This window comes from Amycolatopsis sp. WAC 01416 (assembly GCF_003947485.1).
Lineage (GTDB): Bacteria > Actinomycetota > Actinomycetes > Mycobacteriales > Pseudonocardiaceae > Amycolatopsis.
Window position 1 is genome coordinate 77,053 of record NZ_QHHX01000014.1, and the last position, 19,904, is coordinate 96,956.

General features: G+C 69.3%; 14 protein-coding genes. 9 read left to right on the forward strand and 5 right to left on the reverse strand.

The window, feature by feature from the left end; translation table 11 throughout:
- Nucleotides 1-9: 9 nt before the first annotated feature.
- The 5 genes from DL990_RS37800 to DL990_RS37825 all read left to right on the forward strand — a co-directional run bounded on the left by DL990_RS37800 (nucleotide 10) and on the right by DL990_RS37825 (nucleotide 9,451).
- Nucleotides 10-2,715: a hypothetical protein gene (locus DL990_RS37800; RefSeq protein ID WP_125801541.1), complete on the forward strand. Its 2,706-nt coding sequence runs from the start codon at nucleotides 10-12 to the stop codon at nucleotides 2,713-2,715.
- Nucleotides 2,716-3,059: 344 nt separating this feature from the next.
- Entirely contained in the window at nucleotides 3,060-8,033 is a 4,974-nt protein-coding gene (locus DL990_RS37810) for an NAD-glutamate dehydrogenase (RefSeq protein ID WP_125801542.1), read from the forward strand.
- Nucleotides 8,033-8,452: a thioesterase family protein gene (locus tag DL990_RS37815; RefSeq protein WP_125786000.1), complete on the forward strand. Its 420-nt coding sequence runs from the start codon at nucleotides 8,033-8,035 to the stop codon at nucleotides 8,450-8,452. The genes DL990_RS37810 and DL990_RS37815 overlap by 1 nt, the downstream gene beginning before the upstream one ends.
- Nucleotides 8,445-9,080, forward strand: coding sequence for a hypothetical protein (locus DL990_RS37820; RefSeq protein ID WP_125801543.1), 636 nt, complete (start codon nucleotides 8,445-8,447; stop codon nucleotides 9,078-9,080). Before DL990_RS37815 ends, DL990_RS37820 begins: the two co-directional genes overlap by 8 nt.
- Before the next feature lie 62 nt (nucleotides 9,081-9,142).
- Nucleotides 9,143-9,451: a hypothetical protein gene (locus DL990_RS37825; protein ID WP_125785998.1), complete on the forward strand. Its 309-nt coding sequence runs from the start codon at nucleotides 9,143-9,145 to the stop codon at nucleotides 9,449-9,451.
- 79 nt (nucleotides 9,452-9,530) lie between these two features.
- Here DL990_RS37825 and DL990_RS37830 read toward each other — a convergent pair whose 3' ends face one another.
- The gene (locus tag DL990_RS37830; protein WP_125801544.1) at nucleotides 9,531-10,172 is read right to left on the reverse strand and encodes a DUF305 domain-containing protein; all 642 of its coding nucleotides are present in this window, start codon (nucleotides 10,170-10,172) and stop codon (nucleotides 9,531-9,533) included.
- An 87-nt stretch (nucleotides 10,173-10,259) separates the two neighbouring features.
- Between DL990_RS37830 and DL990_RS37835 the strand changes: the two genes are divergently transcribed.
- Nucleotides 10,260-11,714: an LVIVD repeat-containing protein gene (locus DL990_RS37835; protein ID WP_125801545.1), complete on the forward strand. Its 1,455-nt coding sequence runs from the start codon at nucleotides 10,260-10,262 to the stop codon at nucleotides 11,712-11,714.
- 77 nt (nucleotides 11,715-11,791) lie between these two features.
- On the opposite strand, the gene DL990_RS37840 is transcribed toward DL990_RS37835, so the two are convergent.
- From DL990_RS37840 to DL990_RS37850, 3 genes are read right to left on the reverse strand one after another with little or no spacing between them, the layout of a single operon-like run.
- A complete protein-coding gene (locus DL990_RS37840; RefSeq protein WP_125785995.1) occupies nucleotides 11,792-13,345 on the reverse strand; it encodes a glycoside hydrolase family 13 protein in 1,554 nt (517 codons plus the stop codon).
- Nucleotides 13,345-13,740: a globin gene (locus DL990_RS37845; protein WP_125676391.1), complete on the reverse strand. Its 396-nt coding sequence runs from the start codon at nucleotides 13,738-13,740 to the stop codon at nucleotides 13,345-13,347. Before DL990_RS37845 ends, DL990_RS37840 begins: the two co-directional genes overlap by 1 nt.
- Before the next feature lie 20 nt (nucleotides 13,741-13,760).
- Entirely contained in the window at nucleotides 13,761-14,738 is a 978-nt protein-coding gene (locus DL990_RS37850; RefSeq protein WP_125785994.1) for a mechanosensitive ion channel family protein, read from the reverse strand.
- A 430-nt stretch (nucleotides 14,739-15,168) separates the two neighbouring features.
- Between DL990_RS37850 and DL990_RS37855 the strand changes: the two genes are divergently transcribed.
- From DL990_RS37855 to DL990_RS37870, 3 genes are all read left to right on the forward strand, one after another.
- A complete protein-coding gene (locus DL990_RS37855) occupies nucleotides 15,169-15,663 on the forward strand; it encodes an HNH endonuclease (protein ID WP_037319481.1) in 495 nt (164 codons plus the stop codon).
- Between the two features lie 763 nt (nucleotides 15,664-16,426).
- The gene (locus tag DL990_RS37865) at nucleotides 16,427-16,684 is read left to right on the forward strand and encodes a hypothetical protein (protein ID WP_125785993.1); all 258 of its coding nucleotides are present in this window, start codon (nucleotides 16,427-16,429) and stop codon (nucleotides 16,682-16,684) included.
- Complete coding sequence (locus DL990_RS37870) at nucleotides 16,671-17,153, forward strand: DUF5130 family protein (RefSeq protein WP_125793045.1); 483 nt, start codon at nucleotides 16,671-16,673, stop codon at nucleotides 17,151-17,153. The genes DL990_RS37865 and DL990_RS37870 overlap by 14 nt, the downstream gene beginning before the upstream one ends.
- 84 nt (nucleotides 17,154-17,237) lie before the next feature.
- Here the strand turns inward: DL990_RS37870 and pepN are convergent, their stop codons facing one another.
- Nucleotides 17,238-19,811, reverse strand: coding sequence for an aminopeptidase N (pepN, locus tag DL990_RS37875; protein WP_125801546.1), 2,574 nt, complete (start codon nucleotides 19,809-19,811; stop codon nucleotides 17,238-17,240).
- Nucleotides 19,812-19,904: the final 93 nt, after the last annotated feature.

Below are 19,904 nucleotides of genomic sequence, written 5' to 3' on the forward strand. Positions count from 1 at the left end.
GGGTTCCCCGTGGAAGCCAGCAAGCGCCAACGGCCGGGCTCGCCCACCACCTTGGTGGGTGGGCGGACGGCTGCCACCGGGGGAACCCTGTCCGCTGTCGGCAGGCTGATCGAACGCGCGGATGCCCTGCACCTGAGGGCGCCCGAGCTCGCCTTGGTCCTCGGGGAGCGCGCGGCAGCGCTCGCCGAGGCCGCCGGCGCCGACGAACAGTGGATCCGCGCGGAGAGCCTGGTGGTGAGCGCGCGGGTACGGCTCGGTGGCCGTCCCCGGACGGTCGGCAGGGCGGTGGCCGCGCTGCGCGCCGCCGAACACGCGGGCTACGGCGACATCGCCGCCCGGTTGCGGATCGACCTCGCGGTCTGCGCGCGCAGTGTCGGCATCCCGTTGACGGGGCTGGCCGCGCTGCGTCCGTTGCTGGCGGATCCGGCGGTCTCGCCGGCGCACCGGGCCGAGGCGTTGTGTCACCTCGTCGGCTGCTTGGCGCAGTTCGGCCGCAAGGCGGAACTGGATCGGGTGCTGGCCGAGGCGGACAAGCTGGTGCTCGGCGACGGCTCGATGACGGCGGACTCGCAACTGCTGATCCGCGCGATGCTGCGGGTCGGGGTGTCGGCGCACCGTCGCCGTCACGGAGATCTGACGTCGGCCGCCGACGCCGCGCGGACCGGGCTCGGCATGCTCGAAAAGCTCGCGAATCCTGACGACGACGGCGGTCTCGTCCGGATCAGGCTGGCCCTGCAACTCGTCTGCACGTTGCTGGACAGGGGCGACACGGAGCTGGCGCTGGAGGTCGCGCAGCCGATCCTCGACGCGCCCGTCCGGGCCGCCGGGATCGCGCCTGCCGCGTGGCTGCGGCTGGCGGTGGCCACCCGTGTCCTGCTGCCCGCGGGAGCCGGGGAAGCCGCGGGCATGCTCGTCCGTGAAGCGGTCGCCGCGACCGAGGACCACAACCTGCACGCCGTCACGGCACGGCTGTGGCTGGAACTCGCGCAGATCGAGGAACGGCTCGGGCGGGCCGAGGAGGCCATCGGCTGCCTGCATCGTTCGCGCGCCGCCGAGCATCTGCACTCGCGTGCGCGCCGGCAGGCGTGCAATGTCCTGGTCGGCGAGTTCCGCGCGGCCGAGAACGCGGCCGTCGACCTCGACGACGTCCTGCGGGCCGTCGCCGGGAGGCCGTCGGCCACCCCGATGCCGGTTCCGGCGCCGGAGCCGGCCGAGGTGACCGCGGTGATGGCGCCGATCGACGTGGCGCCCCCGAAGCGGGCCGCGGCCGAGCCGCCGGTTCGTCGCGAGCCGACGCAGCCCGTGCGGAAGAGCCGGCAGGCAGAAGCCGCGCCGGTGCGGCAGGGCAGGCAGATGGAACCCGCTTCGGTGCAGCAGAGCCGACAGGCAGAACCTGCGCCGGTGCGGCAGGGCAGGCAGATCGAACCCGCTCCGGCGAGGCAGAGCCGACAGGCAGAACCCGCGCCGGTGCGGCAGGCGCCGGTCGAGGTCCCCCGTCCCGCCGAGCCGCCACGTCCGGTGGAGCCTGCCGTGACACCGGTCGCGGAAAAGACCGAAACACCGGTGTTGAAACCGCCGTCCCGTCCGGAGCCCGCTCAGGAAACGGTGGTATCCGACAGCGATTGGCGTCGCCGGGTGCCGAAGAAACCTCAGCAACCCAAGCCGTCGATCAGGTTCGAACCCAGGGCCGAACCCGTCACGCCGAAACTGATGCCGCCGCCGAAACCGGAGCCCGAGCCCACGTCGCGTCCGGGTCTGGAGACCGGGCGGCGACGCCGTCCGGAGGCTCCCGCGCCTCGCGAGACCGTCACGGCCGAACCAGCGGTCGCCCAACCGGAAACCCCGGCCGCGCGACGGCGACCCGAGCCCGAGGCGCCCGTCCCGACCGAGGCGCCCGTCCAGACTGAGGCGCCCGTCCGCGCCGAGGAGCCGGTGCCCGTGGCGTTCTCGGAATCCGTGGCCCCGGAGCTGCTTCTCGCTCCCGAGCCCGCGGCCGAACCCCGGCCGCGCATGGCGGCGGAGGTCGGGACTCCGCGTCCGCCGGGGACCGCCGCCCCGTTGTGGGAGAGCGACGAGTGGGCGGCCGAAGAGCGTGCCCGCCGGTCTTCCGCACCCGTTTCCCGCAAGACCAGGCACGACGCCGAACACGGTTCCGTGGCGGCGAAATCGGTGCTGGACCGGCTCGGGATCTCGAGCGCCGGAGGAAAAGGCGGTGGACGCCGTCGCGCGGACGGCGCCGCGGATCCCGTGCACCCGGAACCCGTCACCGAAGAGCGCGCCGACACCGGCCGTGCCCGTCGAGAGCAGCCCCCGGTCGAGTACACCGAACCCGCCGTGCCGCTCGCGCCGCCGCCTCGGGAAGACCCGGCACCGCCGCCGAGCCGCGAAACCCGGGAAAGTCCTCGCCCGAGCGCCAAGGAAGAGGTCGCGGATCCGTGGCTGCCGCGGTTGCGGATGCCGCCCGCCCTGGATCCGTTGACCGACACCGGTTCCTGGCGGCCGATCACGCCGTTCCCGGAGAGCTACGCCCGCGCGATCGCGGAGGACGAGCCGCCGCCGGACGCCGGACTCGCCGACCTGCTCGCCCGCGCGCTCGCGGAGCACCAGGCGGGTACTGCCAGCGCCGCCGCGCTCGTGAAGCAGCTCGGTTCCCAGGACTCGGGAAAGCGTCCGGTCAACGGCCACGACCGGCACCGCACCAACGGAAGCGACTGACCGCGCGATAGCAAAGGTCCCTTGCTGCACCTCGGTGGGAGCCGAGCCTGGCTTGAACGATTCAGTCGGCCCGGCGGGACCGCCCGCCGCGCCCTCGCGGGGCAATGGGTGCTGGTCACCCCGGTGCGGCGGGGCGTGGGAAGGGCCGGACAGACCGCCGATGTGACCGGCGAGTAGCTGAACCGATCACGGCGATTCCGGTATCTGAGCAGGGAAATCTTCGACGGCCGGGAAGGACCCGGCCTTGTGGGGCCGACTTTCCGGAGCTGTAGGTTGGGGTCTGGGCCGGTACAGAGTCGTGCCGGTCGCGGTGTCAATCTCGCTACAGTGGAGAGTTGCCTCAAATGAGCTCGACGGGAGTCTCGTCCCTGCCCGGAAAAGATGTCGGCACCGAGGATGGCGCCCGGCGCCGGTCGGCGAACCCGGAGCAGATCCGGGACGACCTGATCGACGCCGCCGCGGCATACGCCCCGGAGATCGGCGACTTGATCCGCCTGTACTACCGGCACATCCCGGCCGAAGAGATTCTCGGTGACGACCCGGTCGACCTCGTCGGCGCCGTCCGTTCGCACCTCCAGCTGGCGAAGGACCGGATGCCCGGCCGCCCCGCGGTGCGGCTGCTGAACCCGACGGGCCCCGAAGACGGCTGGACGCGTGAGGCGACCGTCGTGCAGGTCGTCACGGACGACATGCCGTACCTGGTGGATTCCGTCGCGGCCGAGTTCGCGCGGGACGGGGTGCAGGTGCAGCGCATCGTGCACCCGATCGTCGTGGTGAGCCGGGATCTGACCGGTGAGCTGCTGGAGGTCCACCCGGACGCCGACCCGGCGGAGCCGCCGTCGAATTCGGCGGCCGAGTCGTGGATGTACATCGAGATCGACCTGGTGACGGACCCGAACCGGGCCCGCGAGCTGGACAATCGGCTGTCGTCGGTGCTGGGTGATGTCCGCGAGGTCGTCGAGGACACCGACAAGATGGCGGAACAGGCGCGCCGCCTCGCCGACGAGCTGGACGCGCAGCCGCCCCAGCTGTCGCCGCACGAGGTCGCGGAGGGCGCCCGGCTGCTGCGCTGGCTCGCCGACGGCCACTTCACCTTCCTCGGTTACCGCCGCTACGAGCTGATCGACAACCCGCATCCGGACAGCGACGAGCCCGCCCTGCGCGCGGTGCTCGCCACCGGGCTGGGCGTGCTGCGCCAGGACAGCCTGGCCGCGCGCAGCCTCACCGCCGGTCCGGACACGGCGGCGTCCGCGCTCGCGCCGACGCTGCTGGTGCTGACCCAGGCGAGCGCGCCGTCCACGGTGCACCGCCCGGTCTACCCGTACTACGTCGGCGTGAAAACGTTCGACGACAACGGGACGGTCACCGGCGAACACCGTTTCCTCGGCATGTTCACCACCACCGCCCTGCACGAGAACGTGCTGGACATCCCGGTGGTCTGCAACCGGGTCCGCGAGGTCATCCACCGCGCGGGCTTCCCGATGGAGTCCTTCTCCGGCCAGCGGATGCTCGAGGTGCTGCAGAACTGGCCGCGCGCGGACCTGTTCTCGGCCGACACCGACTCGCTGTACTCGACGACGACGGGCGCGATCACGCTGTCGGATCGCAGACGGCTGCGCCTGTTCCTGCGCCGTGACCCGTACGGCCGTTTCTACTCGTGCCTCGTGTACCTCCCGCGTGACCGCTACACGACCCGTTCGCGGCTCGCGATGCAGGAGGTCCTGCTCGAAGAACTCGAAGGCACGCAACTGGAGTACAGCGCGCGCATCGGCGAGACCGTGCTCGCGCAGGTGCACTTCATCGTGCACACCGATCCGTCGCAGCGGTCCGAACCGGACACCCTGCGCATCCAGGAACGGCTCAACGAAGCCGTTCGCGGCTGGGACGACCGGATGGTCGAGGCGATCCTCGCCGAGCGCCGTGAGCGCGCCGGCGACAGCGGCGTCGCGATCGGCCTGCTGGTCGAGGAGTCCGCTGGCGAACAGGGGCAGCGGTTCGCCGCGGTGTTCCCCGAGGGGTACAAAGAGGACTTCACCGCGCTCGAAGCGCTCGCGGACCTCCGTGCCCTGGAGGCGCTGACCGACGAGGGCGACCTGTCGATGTCGTTCTACCTGCCGGCCGACGCCGAGGCGGGGGAGCGGCGCTTCAAGTTGTACCTGCGCGGCGAGGGCGTCACTCTCTCCCAGGTGCTCCCGGTCCTGCAGCGGATGGGCGTCGAGGTCGTCGACGAACGTCCGTACGAGCTGCGCCGCGAGGACGGCGGCCGGTCGTGGATCTACGACTTCGGCCTGCGGATCGACCCGCAGGTCCTCGACCACGCGGACAACGACCTCCGCACCCGCTTCCAGGACGCCTTCCACGCCGCCTGGCGTGGCGACTGCGAGGTCGACGGTTTCAACGGCCTCGTCCTGCGCGCCGGGCTCACCTGGCGTCAGGCGGCCATCCTGCGGGCCTATTCGCGGTACCTGCGCCAGACGAAGATCCCGTTCTCGCAGGAGTACATCGAAAACACCGTCCTCGCGCACACCGACATCGCCACCGCGCTGGTGCGGCTGTTCGAAACCCGCTTCGATCTCTCGCTCGGCGAGGAGGCCCGCGCGTCGCAGGCCGAGCAGCTGACCACCGAGATCGGCAAGCTGGTCGACGAGGTGACCAGCCTCGACGAGGACCGGATCCTGCGGCGGCTGATGGCGGTCATCCTCGCCACGCTGCGCACGAACTACCACGTCACCGACGGCGAGGGGAACTCCCGCCGGTACCTGGCGCTCAAGCTCGACCCGAGCGCGGTGCCCGAACTGCCCGAGCCGCGGCCGAAGTACGAGATCTTCGTGTACTCGCCCCGGGTCGAGGGTGTGCACCTGCGCTTCGGTGACGTTGCGCGCGGTGGCCTGCGCTGGTCCGACCGCCGGGAGGACTTCCGCACGGAGATCCTCGGCCTGGTCAAGGCGCAGGCGGTCAAGAACGCGGTCATCGTGCCTGTCGGCGCGAAGGGCGGCTTCGTCGTGAAGCGCCCGCCGACGGCCACCGGTGACCCGGGCCTGGACCGTGACGCCCAGCTGAACGAGGGCATCGCCTGCTACCGGATGTTCATCTCCGGCCTGCTGGACGTGACGGACAACCGTGTCGAGGGCAAGACCGTTCCGGCGCCGGGCGTGGTCCGCCACGACGGTGACGACAGCTACCTCGTGGTCGCGGCCGACAAGGGCACCGCGAAGTTCTCCGACATCGCGAACGAGGTCTCGGCGAACTACGGGTTCTGGCTGGGCGACGCCTTCGCTTCCGGTGGCTCGGTCGGCTACGACCACAAGGCCATGGGCATCACCGCGAAGGGTGCTTGGGAGAGCGTCAAACGCAACTTCCGCGAGCTGGGCAAGGACACCCAGACCGAGGACTTCACCGTCGTCGGCATCGGCGACATGATGGGTGACGTCTTCGGCAACGGCATGCTCCTCTCGGAGCACATCCGGCTCGTGGCCGCCTTCAACCACCTGCACATCTTCCTCGACCCGAACCCGGATTCGGCGACCTCGTTCGCCGAGCGGCGCAGGCTGTTCGACCTGCCGCGCTCGTCGTGGGAGGACTACGACCGCTCGCTGATCAGCGAGGGCGGCGGGATCTTCTCGCGGTCGGCGAAGACGATCCCGATCAGCCCGCAGGTCCGCGAGGCGCTCGGCCTCGGCGACGACGTCACGAAGCTGGCGCCGAACGACCTCATGCAGGCGATCCTGCTGGCCCCGGTCGAACTGCTGTGGAACGGCGGTATCGGCACCTACGTCAAGGCCGAGAACGAGACCCACGCCGACGCGGGCGACAAGGCCAACGACGCCTTGCGCGTCAACGGGAACCAGCTCCGCGTCAAGGTCGTCGGCGAGGGCGGGAACCTGGGGCTGACCCAGCTCGGCCGGATCGAGTTCGCCCGCACGGGCGGCAAGATCAACACCGACGCGCTCGACAACTCCGCCGGTGTCGACTGCTCCGACCACGAGGTCAACATCAAGATCCTGCTGGATCACCTGATCTCGACCGGATCGCTGGACGCCGAGGAGCGCAACGAACTGCTGGAGCAGATGACCGACGAGGTCGGCGAGCTGGTGCTGGCCGACAACTACCGGCAGAACGCCGTGCTCGGCGTCAGCCGCGCGCACGCCGGTCCGATGGTCTCGGTGCACCAGCGGCTCGTCGCGGCGCTGGTCGCGAAGGGCGCCTTCGACCGCAAGCTCGAAGCGTTGCCGAGTTCGGCGGAGTTCCGCGCGCTGGAGAAGGCGGGTGACGGCCTCACCTCGCCGGAGCTGGCGACGCTGCTCGCGCACGTCAAGCTCGACCTCAAGGACGAGCTGCTGGCGAGCGAGCTGCCGGACTCCGAGGTGTTCTCCCGCCGCCTGCCCGAATACTTCCCGAAGCCGCTTCGGGAACGCTTCGGCGACGCGATCTTCCAGCACCCGCTGAAGCGCGAGATCATCACGACGATGGTGGCCAACGAGGTCGTCGACGGCGCCGGGATCTCGTACGTCTTCCGCCTGATGGAGGAGATGAACGCGACCGCCACCGACGCCGTCCGCGCGTACGCCGTGGTCACCCACGTGTACGACCTGCCCTCGCTGTGGGCCCGGATCGACGCGCTGGACAACGTCGTGCCGACCGAGGTCGCGGACGAGATGATGCTGGAGACCCGCAGGCTGCTCGACCGGGCCGCCCGCTGGTTCCTCACCAACCGGCCGCAGCCGCTGGCCCCGCTCGCCGAGATCAACCGGTTCGGCCGGGTCGTCGGCGAACTGGCCCCGCGGGCGCATGAGCTGCTTCGCGGTGTCGAGTGCGCTTCGGTGGACGCGAACACCGAGCGGCTGATCGAGAAGGGCGTCCCGGCGGAACTGGCGGAGCGGGTCGCGCTCCTGCTGCACACCTTCGGCCTGCTCGACGTCACCGACGTCGCGGAACTCGCCGAGCAGCAGGCGGGGATCGACGCGGTGCACACCCCGGCGGAGACCGCGGGCCTGTACTACGCGCTCTCCGACCACCTCGGCATCGACAAGATGCTGACGTCGATCAGCGGTCTCGAACGCGGCAACCGCTGGCACGCGCTCGCGCGGCTGGCGTTGCGTGACGACGTGTACGGTTCCTTGCGGACGATCACGCTGGACGCGTTGCGGCACAGCGATTCGGGCACCGACCCGGACGAGAAGATCGCGCACTGGGAGAAGACGAACGCTTCGCGGTTGCAGCGGGCCCGCGTCGCGCTGGACGAGATCAGCCAGTTCGGCAAACTCGACCTGGCGACGCTGTCGGTGGCGGCGAGGCAGATCCGGAGCACGGTGAGGTAGTGGCGTACATTTCCCTGATCCGGCCGCGCTGGTCGGATATGGACGTCTACGGGCACGTCAACCACGCGAATCTGGTGACCCTGCTCGAAGAGGCACGGATCCCCCTGCTGTTCGGGGACGCCGTCCGGGCCGGGCTCACCGAACTGCCCAAGGGCATCGTCGTGGTGAAGCTGGCCGTCCATTACCGTTCGCCGATCGTGGTGTCCGATCAGGACATCCGGGTGGAGATCTCGTTGAAGGACTTGAAGCACGCCAGCTTCACTCTCGGCTACCGGGTGCACGCCGGGCCTGCCGGGTCCGACAAGGTCGCGGTCACCGCGGAGACGGTGCTCGCGCCGTTCGACACCGGGTCGGAGCGGCCCCGGCGGCTGACCGAGGACGAACGCGCCTTCCTGGAGAAGGGGTTCGCGGATGCCTGAGCTCGTCATCCCGGACGCGGGCGACCGCGAAACGCTCGGCGCGTTCGTGGCCAGGGCGGTCCGGCTCGACCAGAACACGCTGGTGCGGCTTCGGCAGCGCGGTGACGGCGTCGTCGAGGCGTGGAGCACGACCCCGTTCGAGGTCCTCGCCACCAGGGCGATCGCCGGCGACATCACGCCGTCGGACGTCACCGTGTCCGGGAACGAGCTGCTCGCCGCGCTGACCGTGGCCGGCGGTGAGCGGATGGATCCGGGCCCGGCCCGCGACCTGATGTGGCATTCCGAGCTGCCCGCTTCCGGACGCTGGCAGCTGGTGGACGAACTGCCGGCGACGGTGATCTCGGAGCTGGCCGATCGGGGCGTCACACTGGCCCGCGACAACGTCGGCCCGCACGGCAACCCGCCCGCCTCGCTGATGGACCAGACGGTGCTCACCGTTTCGGGTAACGAGCAGGAGATCAAGGTCCAGATGCGGTGCCTGTTCGCGTTGTCGGGGATGGGCTTCGTCGACTCGACGATCGACGGTGACGTCGTCCGTGTCACCGCGACGGATTCGTGGATGCGCATCGACGCGCGGTACGGCGCGGTCCTCAAGCGCCGTCACGCGCTCCTGCCGCTGCTGTTCTGACGGCTTTCTTACGTTTCGCACCGCGGGTGGCTTCCGGCCGCCCGCGGTGTCAGGCTGTCCGCATGACCGACAGTGCCCCTCGCGACGCTGATAAGAACGGGGAGGACCCGACCGCGGACTTCCTCGCCGAGGTCCGGCAGGAGGAGACCCCGTGGCGGACCGAGCGTCCGCCGGGTGAGGAGGCGCCGGAACGCGCCGAACGCCCGGAGAAATGGGGCCGTGCCAAATCCGCCGGGCGGGCCGCGGCGAAGGCGGCGCCCTACGTCCAGGCCGCCGCGCTGGCGACGTGGATCGTCTCGGGCACCTTGGACGACTCAGCCGACTCCGACGACACCGGTTTCGGCGACATGGGCTCCTCCGGCGAAGCCTGAAACCTTCGCGATTCGGCACCTGCTTGCGGTAGTCCGGATCGCGAACCATCGCAAGCAGGTGCCGAATCGCGGGACTGGGCTAGAGCTTCGAGCGCATGTTCTTCATTCGCTCGATCTCGGCGGTCTGGCCGGTGACGACCTCCTGCGCCATCTCCTGCGCCTTGATCTCCACACCCTTCCCGAGCTGGGTTTCGGCCATGGTCAGCGCGCCCTGGTGATGCGCGATCATCAAATCGAGGAACAGCTTTTCGAACGCCACCCCGTTCGCCGCGCGCAGATCCGCCAGCTGGGCCTCGGTCGCCATGCCCGGCATGAGCGCGTGATCGTGCCCCCCGCCGTGGTCGCCGTGGCCCGCGCCCGGCACGGGCTTGCCGCGATCGGCCAGCCAGGTCTTCATCATCGCGATCTCGCCGTCCTGCGCGACCGAGATCCGGCCGGCGATGGCCCGGATCTGCTCGTTCGCCGTCTTGCCCGGCACCAGGTCGGTCATCACCTTCGCCTGCTGATGGTGGGGGATCATCATCGTCATGTACTCGACGTCGGCCTCGTTGGGCTGATCGCGGTTCACCGGGCCCGGAACACCGGTGCCCGCCTGCTCGCCGGGCTTCCCGGGAACGATGATCGGTGCGCTCTGGGCCGGTGCGGCCGGGTTTTCGTCGCCACTGCAGCCCGAGACTACGAAAGCGGCAACGAGCAGCGCCGATGTCAAGCTTTTTCTCATCCCGGGTGTTCCTCCGTTGGTCGGTATCTGCTGAGCCTAAATAAGGAATAAGGTGCGCGTAAAGCTGGGTGGAAGGAGAGCCATATCGTGCTGCAGCCTGGGCTGAAACGCCGCTTGACCAGGGGCTTCGTGTCGGCGGTCGCAGTCGCCGCCCTCGGGGCCTCCAGCGCGCTCGCCGCGCCGGCCGTCATCGCCGAACCGTCGGCGACCGCGATTCCGGGTGTGGACGAGATCGTCCACAGCCCGAACCTCCGGTCGATCGCGAACGTCCCGCAGCAGGGACCGTTCACCAAGGACTCGACCGGCACCGACATCGCGTTCACCAAGGGCCACGCGATCATCGGGACGTACGACGGCTTCAACGTCTACGACGTCCGCAACCCCTATCGCCCGAAGATCGTCAGCCAGGTCCTCTGCCCCGGCGGGCAGAACGACGTGTCGGTCTCCGGCGACCTGCTCTTCCTCTCCACGGACGCGTCGCGCAGCGACAACTCGTGCAACAGCGTCTCGAAGCCCGCTTCGGACAAGACGGCGTGGGAGGGCATCAAGATCTTCGACATCTCGAACCTCGCGGCGCCGAAGTACGTCGCGGCGGTCGAGACCGACTGCGGTTCGCACACCAACACCCTGGTGCCGGACAAACGCGGCAAGGACGTCTACATCTACGTCTCGTCGTACGCGCCGGCGGCGAACCTGCCCGACTGCCAGCCGCCGCACGACAAGCTGTCGATCATCAAGGTCCCCGTGAAGGACCCGGCGAAGGCTTCGCTGGTCGCGACGCCGGTGATGTTCCCGACCGACGGCGGCAACCCCGGTGGCACCAACCCCGACGGCACCCGCCGGTCGGAGACCACCGGCTGCCACGACCTGACGGCGCTGCCGGAGAAGGACCTGATGGCCGGTGCCTGCATGGGTGACGGTGTCCTGATCGACATCTCCGACCGGCTCAAGCCGCGGGTCATCAACCGCGTGCAGGACAACGTGAACTTCGCGTTCTGGCACAGCGCCACCTTCAACAACGACGCCACCAAGGTCGTCTTCACCGACGAGCTCGGCGGCGGCGGGATGGCCACCTGCCTGGAGAAGTTCGGCCCCACTCGCGGCGCCAACGGCATCTACCAGATCACCGGCCGCGGCGACGACCGCAAGCTGGAGTTCATCAGCTACTACAAGATCCCGCGTCTGCAGTCCGAGACCGAGAACTGCGTGGCGCACAACGGTTCGCTGATCCCGGTGCCCGGCAAGGACATCATGGTCCAGTCCTGGTACCAGGGTGGCATTTCGGTGTGGGACTTCACCGACGCGAAGCGGCCGAAGGAGATCGCGTACTGGGAGCGGGGCCCGCTCTCGAACGAGAAGCTCGTCGGCGGCGGCACGTGGTCGGCGTACTGGTACAACGGCCACATCTTCTCGTCCGACATCGTGAAGGGACTGGACGTCCTGGACCTCAACGACTGGCGGACCTCCCCGGCGAAGCTGGTCCGGCAGAACGAGTTCAACGCCCAGACGCAGTACAAGCTGCACCCGGGCTTCAACAAGTGACCCACTAGCGTGAGATGAAAGGCCCCTTCATTGCGAAATTTGCAATGAAGGGGCCTTTCATTGCACGGGGGCCGGGCTCAAACGAGCCAGGCGGCCGCATCCGGCGGCAGTTTCCCGTTCACCAGCGGAACGCTCGACAGCAGCACCTCACCGGGCGGCAGCGCGATGGGGCTCGCCGACGTGTTCAGCGCGCACACCAGCCCGCCGCCGCGCCGCCGGAACGCGAAACATCCCGCGGGCGCGCCGTACCACTCGAGATCGTCACCGTTGAAGGCCTTGTGCGACTTGCGGATCTCGATCGCCCGCCGGTACAGCGACAGCGTCGACGCCGGATCCTCCAGTTGCGCTTCCACCGTCACCGACGCCCACGACGCGGGCATCGGCAGCCACGTCCGCGGATTGCGCGAGAACCCGAACGGCGGCAGGTCGCCTTCCCACGGCAGCGGCACCCGTGACGCGTCGCGGCCGAACTCGGGGCCGGAGGTCTTGGCACGCGGGTCCGCGAGCGCCTCCGGCGGGAGGTCGACGTTGCCGAGCCCCAGTTCCTCGCCGTTGTACAGATAGACCACCCCGGGCAGCGCGAGTTCGACGAGTGCCATCGCCCGCGCGCGCCGCACGCCGCGTTCGCCGCCGCCGTAGCGGCTGACCTGCCGCCAGACGTCGTGGTTGCCCAACGTCCAGGTGGCGGGGGCCCCGGCCGACTTCGGCACCGCCAGGGATCGCTCGATGGCCGTCCGCAGCGCGTCGGCGTCGAAATGTGTGAGCACGAGCCGGAAGTCGAACGCCAGATGCAGTTCGTCGGGCCGCAGGTAGCGTGCGAGGCGTTCCTCGTCGGTCACCCAGATCTCGCCGGCGGCCATCGTGCCCGGGTATTCGTCGAGCACCTTGCGGATCATCTGGTGGATCTCGTGGACGCGGTCGTTGTCGAACCTCGGGTCGTAGAACTCGCTCGGCCCGAGCGCGGTCACCCGCGGGTCCATGTCCGGCAGGCCCGGCGGTTTCGCCATGCCGTGCGCGACGTCGACGCGGAAGCCGTCGACCCCGTGGTCCAGCCAGAATCGCAGGGTCCGCTCCAGATCGGCGGCGACCTCGTGGTCGGCCCAGTTCAGGTCCGGCTGCTGCGGTGAGAACAGGTGCAGGTACCACTGGCCGTCCGGTACCCGCGTCCACGCCGGGCCGCCGAACGCGCTGACCCAGTTGTTCGGCGGCAGGTCGCCGCGCGGGCCCAGCCCGTCACGGAAGATGTAGCGATCCCGCTCGGGGCCGCCCGGCGGCGCGGCCATCGCCGATTTGAACCAGGCGTGGGTGTTGCTGGTGTGGTTGGGGACGACGTCGACGGTGACCTTGATGCCGCGTTTGTGCGCCTCGGTCAGCAGGACGTCGAAGTCGCCGAGAGTGCCGAACATCGGGTCGACGTCGCGCGGGTCCGCGATGTCGTAGCCGTGGTCGGCCATGGGGGAGCGGTAGAACGGCGTCAGCCACAACGCGTCGACCCCGAGCAGCTCCAGGTACCCGAGCTTGCCGCGGATGCCTTCGAGGTCACCGACGCCGTCCCCGTCCGAATCGGCGAACGAGCGCACGTAGACCTGGTAGAAGACCGCCTGGTCCCACCAAGCCGCGCCCGTCGCCATCACACGAAGCTGTTCATCATGCTGTTGGCGGCCATTTCGAGATACGCCCACAGCTGCGAGCGGTAGGGCTCCTCGATGTTCTCCTCGTCGACCGCGATCTTGATGCAGCGCAACCAGGCGTCGCGTTCGATCGGGCCGATCTTGAACGGGGCGTGCCGCATCCGCAGCCGAGGGTGACCGCGCTGATCCGAGTAGGTGTGCGGGCCGCCCCAGTACTGCATGAGGAACAGCCGGAAACGCTCCTCGGCCGGGCCGAGGTCCTCCTCGGGGTACAGCGGGCGAAGCACCTCGTCGACGGCGACTTCGGCGTAGAACCGCGCGACGATCCGGGTGAAGACCGGTTCACCGCCGATCGCTTCGTACAAGGTGGTGGGGTCAGGTTCGGTCACGGACACAGCTCCATTCTGCCCTTGTCCTACTGCGGGGCGGGGCCGGTGGACATAAAGCGTCCCAGCGGCGGCTCGAAGCCGGCCTCGTCCAGCGCGGCGAGCAGATGCGCCCGCAGCGCGCGCTGCACGGCCCACTGCTTGCCCGGGCGGACCTTCACCGTCATGCGGACCTTGATGCCTTCGGGCGTGACGGTCTCCACACCGAGCATCTCGGGCGGTTCCAGCACGTTGGGCGCCAGCCCCTCACTCTCCAGCAGCGTCGTCGACTTCTGGGCCATCAGTTCGATGGCCTTCTCGACGTCGGCGGAGTAGCTGAGGGGGACGTCGACGACGGCCACCGCGAAGCCCTGGCTCGAGTTGCCGACTCGCAGCACCTCGCCGTTACGGACGTACCAGACGGTGCCGTTGATGTCACGCAGGGTGGTGATCCGGAGGCCGACGGCCTCGACGGTGCCGGACGCCTCACCGACGTCGACGACGTCACCGACGCCGTATTGGTCCTCGATCATCATGAAGATGCCGGAGAGGAAGTCCTTGACGAGATTCTGCGCGCCGAAACCGAGTGCGACGCCGACGATGCCGGCGGAGGCGATGATCGGCGCCAGGTCGATGCCCAGTTCGCCGAGTACGAGGATGAACGCCAGGCCGTAGATCAGGAACGTGGCCATCGACTTGAGCACCGAGCCGATCGTGGCGGCGCGCTGACGACGTCGCTCCACCACCGCCGATCCGAGCACCTCGGGAGCCTTCTCCCGAAGCGGTCTCAACAGGGCGGGGAGCTTCTTGGAGCCGCTCGGCATCCGCGTCACTCGGTTGATCAGACGTCGCACCAGGTACCGCAGCAGGAACGCCACGGCGACGATCATCAGGATCTTGATCGGCTTCGTCAGCAGCCAGCCTGCCGACGCGGACAGCCATTCGTTTTTTGTGACCTGGAACACCTGGTAGCAGAAGGTTTCGACGTCTCGCGTGCAAGCCGGGGGTTCGGTGGGCAGCAGGTTCACTGAGAAGAAATGTCCTTTCGTACTCGGCGGGGTTCGTTCGCGCTGCTCCGCGCGGCGGGCGTCCCGGCGGGCGCGGAACACCCCGATTCGGGTGGCCTCCGGGTCGCGGGCATGTGACACGTCCACTAACACACGTGCGTTTTGGGGCTGATCTGTGGTCGACTATGCCTGCACCGGTGGAGGTGGTCGAGTGCCAGACCGACAACCCATCCCCCTCGGCGTCCCGAGCCAAGCCTTGGCCGGACAGGCGCCGGAGGTCGTGTTGCGCGCTCATCCGGGAGGTGCCCCCTCGCACGGGGCGCCACCGGGCGGGCCGGGAACGCGGCCAGGGGGTGTAGCCCGCCCGCCCGGACAGCGTAGAGGGCGGGACCCGTCGACTACGGCGGTACCCACTACGACATCAGCGTCGTCTTGGGGCCGCAGACGGGTATTGCTGTTGAACGCCACGTTCGAGCCGCTCACGGCGCTGCCGTTGCGGCGCGCGGTGGTCCTCGTGATGTGCGGCAAGGCCGAGGTGGTGCACGGAGACCCCGGAGGGCTCGAACTGCACGCCGCCACGGTCTCGCTGCCCGTGCCTTCGGTGATCCGGCTGAGCACCTACGTGCGCGTGCCCTACCGCGCACAGGTGCCGCTGACCCGGGCCGGGCTGATGCACCGCGACCGATACCGCTGCGCCTACTGCGGAGGGCGGGCCGAGACGATCGACCACGTCGTCCCGCGCAGCCGCGGTGGCCCCCACAGCTGGACGAACTGCGTGGCCTGCTGCGCCAAGTGCAACCACCGGAAGGCGGACAAGCTGCTTTCCGAGATCGGCTGGCGGCTGCGCGTCGTGCCGAGGGCCCCGCACGGGCCGCACTGGCGGCTGCTCGCGCATTCGAAGGAGGCCGACCCGTTGTGGCGGCCGTACCTGGGAACCGCGGCCTGATCCGGCTGTGAACACGTCGGCGCCCCGGCTGCCTTTCGGCGGCCGGGGCGAGCCGATGATGCCGTGATGAACCTCGTTACGGAGTCCGCCGTTCCCCACTGACCGGTCGTGCCCGAATTCAGGCGGCGAGGGAGAAGTCGCTCTGGCAGGTGACGCGGGTGCCTCGGGTGACGCGGGTCCCCCGCGTGACGCGCGTGCCGCAGGTGACGCGAGTGCCGGCGGTCACGCGGGTACCGCGAGTGACGCGCGTGCCACGGGTGACGCGGGTTCCGGCGGTGACACGGGTGCCTCGGGTGACTCGGGTTCCGCGAGTGACGCGGGTACCGGCGGTGACCCGCGTACCGCGCGTGACACGAGTACCGCGAGTAACCCGTGTGCCCGCCGTCACACGTGTGCCGGGGACGAATCCAATTTCGAAGAGTGACGAAATGTCGTCGATGATCGCCTGGCCGGGTGTCTGGGTGCTCTGCATGACATATCCTCCTGCGACCGGTGCGTTACCTGCTGGGGTGGGAGAGCTGGGCGCAAGGCCCGTACAGGTGAAAAAGCTACGAGGATTTCAAGGCTCCGACAAGATGACAGCGCCGGGTGCGGCCGCCCGTACGTTGAGTTGCAACCTTTCGGCCTTGAGGGCTTCGCCCCAACGTGGGAGCGCTTTCGTGGCAAGCGGCGGACGGCCCCCGCCGGACGGTGAGCGGTAGGTGCCGGGGCGCACACCCGTGCGAGCGGGTGCGGCCGCGAGCCATCGGATACGCTCACGCGCGTGAACCTTGTCGAGACGATCCTGGTCTTCGCGGTGATCCCCTTGGCCATCTACGCGCTTTGCGGGGTGGCCACGCTGCGGTCGAAGGGCGCGGGCGTCGCCCGGTACCGGCCGGGGCAGCCGTGGGAGCACCCGGCCATGTGGTGGAGCGCCAACCCCGACGGGGTCGGCGCCAGGCATTCGCACGCGGGCGGCGCGACCGCCGTCGGTGCGGCGGACGGAGCTTCGGTGACGGGAGGCGCTCGTGGCAACTGGTGAACTGACCCATTCGTCCACCGCTGTTGACGAAGAGCCCGGTTACGGCGCCGCCGTTACTTCCAGCGGCCGGGTTTCCGCCGCCAAGATGTACGAACCGGCTGGGCCGATCAGCCCATTCACCACCCAGCAGCTCGCCCGGCTGGACGAGGCGCTGACGCTGGCCAGCCGCGAGACCGGCCTGGACTTCAGTGTGTACCTCGGCGACCTCGGCGAAGACACGCGCGTCACCGCCGAAGGCCTGCTGGCCTCGACCGACAACCCGGCCGACGCCGTGGTCGTCGCCGTGTCGCCCGGACAGCGTGCCATCGAGATCGTGACGGGCTCGCAGGCCCGGTTCCGCCTGCCCGACCGCGGCGCGAAGCTCGCCGTGGCCAGCATGGTGGCCTCCTTCAAGGAAGGCGACCTCATCGGCGGCCTCGTGAACGCACTTCGCATGCTGAGCGACCAGGCGGGCGCTCCGCAGCACTAAGCACCTTCACGCTCTTTCAAGTGCAATGAAGGGGCCTTTCATAGCAAAATTTGCTATGAAAGGCCCCTTCATTGCGTTACGGGACTAGACCCCGGCCTGCGAGTCGAACTCACGGGCGGCCAGCGCCCGCACGATCCCGGCCCGGCCTTCCGACACCAGACGGCGCAGTGCCGCCGGGTGCTCCCCGGCCAGCCACTCGTCCGACGCCTTGACGGTCGCCGGTTCGACGGCCCACGACGGGTACAGCCCGACGACGGTCGGCTGCGCCCGCTCGCTGGAGCGCCGCTGCCACACCTCGCCGATGACGTCGAAGTAGCGCGTCACGTAGTCGCCGAGCAGGTGCTTCTGGCCCGGGTGGGAGAAGCCGGTGATGAGCGAGTCGCTGACCGCGTTGGGCAGCTCGTCGTCGTACACCGCCCGCTGCCACGCGTCTGCCTTGGCCTCGGCGGTCGGCCGGAGCGCCCGCGAACGCTCCGCCTGACGCCGTCCGGCGGCGGTGTCGTCCTTCGCGAGCTCCGTGTCGATCTCGGGGTTCTCCGCCTTGCCGTGCGCGACGAGCGCGTGCAGCAGCCGCCAGCGCAGGTCGGTGTCGACGGTCAGGCCGTCGAGGGGCGCCGTGCCGTCGAGCCAGCCCGCGATGATCGCCAGCGTCTTGTCGTCGAGCACGCATCCGGCGAGCGAGTTGACGAACGCGAGCTGGTGGTCCGAACCGGCTTCGGCGCCCTGCGCCAGCTCCAGCAGCCGCGAGCTGAACTCCGGCCAGCCCTTGTCCGCCGCCCACGCCGGGCTCGCGTACGAGTTCAGCGCCGTCTGCGCCTGCAGCAGCAGCCGCTGCACCACGCCGACCTCGGTCTCGGTGTGCACGCCGCGCTGCACCAGCGTGACGAAGTCGCGGGCCTTGAGCTCGGCCTCGCGCGTCATCTCCCACGCCGCCGACCAGCACAGCGTGCGGGGCAGCGGTTCGGTGATGTCGGCGATGCGGTCGATCAGCGTGGTCAGCGACGCCGGGTCGAGCCGCATCGTGCAGTAGGTCAGGTCGTCGTCGTTGACCAGCACGAGCTTGCCCGCCGGGAGTCCGACCAGGTCCGGCACCTCGGTGCGTTCGCCGTCGATGTCGAGTTCGACGCGGTGCTTGCGGACGATCTTGCCGTGCTCGTCCTCGTCGTAGACCCCGACCGCGACGCGGTGCGCGCGCAGTTCACCGGCACCCGGCTTGGCGCCGGTCTGGGTGACGGCGAAAGCGGTGTACTTCCCGTCGGCGCCGACCTCGTAGCGCGGGCTCAGCGAGTTGAGGCCGGTGGTCTCCAGCCACTGCGCGCTCCACCACGACAGGTCGCGGCCGGAGGCCTCTTCCAGCGCGCCCAGCAGATCCGCCAGGGTCGCGTTGCCCCAGGCGTGCTTGCCGAAGTAGACCTTGAGGCCTTCGAGGAAGTGGTCGAGACCGACGTAGGCGACGAGCTGCTTCAGGACGCTCGCGCCCTTGGCGTAGGTGATCCCGTCGAAGTTCACCTCGACCGCGTGCAGGTCGACGATGTCCGCGGCGATCGGATGCGTCGAGGGCAGCTGGTCCTGCCGGTACGCCCACGACTTCTCGATGTTCGCGAAGCTGGTCCACGCGTTCTTGTATTCGGTGGCCTCGGCTTGGGCGAGCACGCTCGCGAAGGTCGCGAACGACTCGTTCAGCCACAGGTCGTCCCACCAGCGCATGGTGACCAGGTCGCCGAACCACATGTGCGCCATCTCGTGCAGCAGCGTCTCGGCGCGGCGCTCGTAGTAGTAGCGCGTGACGCGGCTCCGGAAGACGTAGTCCTCCAGGAAGGTGACGGCGCCGGCGTTCTCCATCGCGCCCGCGTTGAACTCCGGCACGAACAGCTGGTCGTACTTGGAGAACGGGTACGGGGTGGCGAATTTCTCGTGGTAGAAGGCGAAACCCTGTTTGGTCTCGGTGAACAGCCGGTCCGCGTCCATATGCTCGGCGAGCGAGGCGCGGCAGTAGATGCCCAGCGGGATCGTGCGGTGGGCGTCGGAGAACTCGTCGCGCCACTCGCTGTACGGGCCGGCGATCAACGCGACCAGGTAGGTCGAGATCCGCTCGGACACCTTGAACACGGTGCGGACGGCCCCTTCCGGGGTCTCCTCGGCCGACTCGATCAGCGCGTTCGAAATGACCTTCCAGTCCTTCGGCGCGATGACGGTGAGCCGGTAGACCGACTTGAGGTCGGGCTGGTCGAAGCAGGCGAACATCCGCTTCGCGTCCGCGGTCTCGAACTGCGTGTAGAGGTAGACACCGTCGTCGACCGGGTCGACGAAGCGGTGCAGGCCCTCGCCGGTGTTCATGTACCGGCAGACCGCGTCCACGACGAGTTCGTTCGACTCGGCGAGCGCGGGCAGCTCGACGCCCTTGTCCTCGACGTACCCGCTGACGTCGAGTTCCGTCCCGTTGAGGACGGCCGACTCGATCCCCTCCGCGACGATGTCGACCCACGACGCTTCGCCGCTTCTGGCGCTCGCGAACTTGATCGTCGTCTTCGACGTGAAGGTCTTCTCACCGGGACCGCCGCGGCCGTCGGTCAGATCCAGCTCGATGTCGTAGGACTCGACGTCGAGCAGCTCCGCGCGCAGCTTGGCTTGGTCTCGGGTCAGGTTGGGGGCGGGCACTGGCACCTCTGGTCATCGGTATCGGTTTTGGTTTCCAACTACTGGCATCCAATCATGTCCAGGCCGGTGCTGACGACGGGAACAACGCCGATG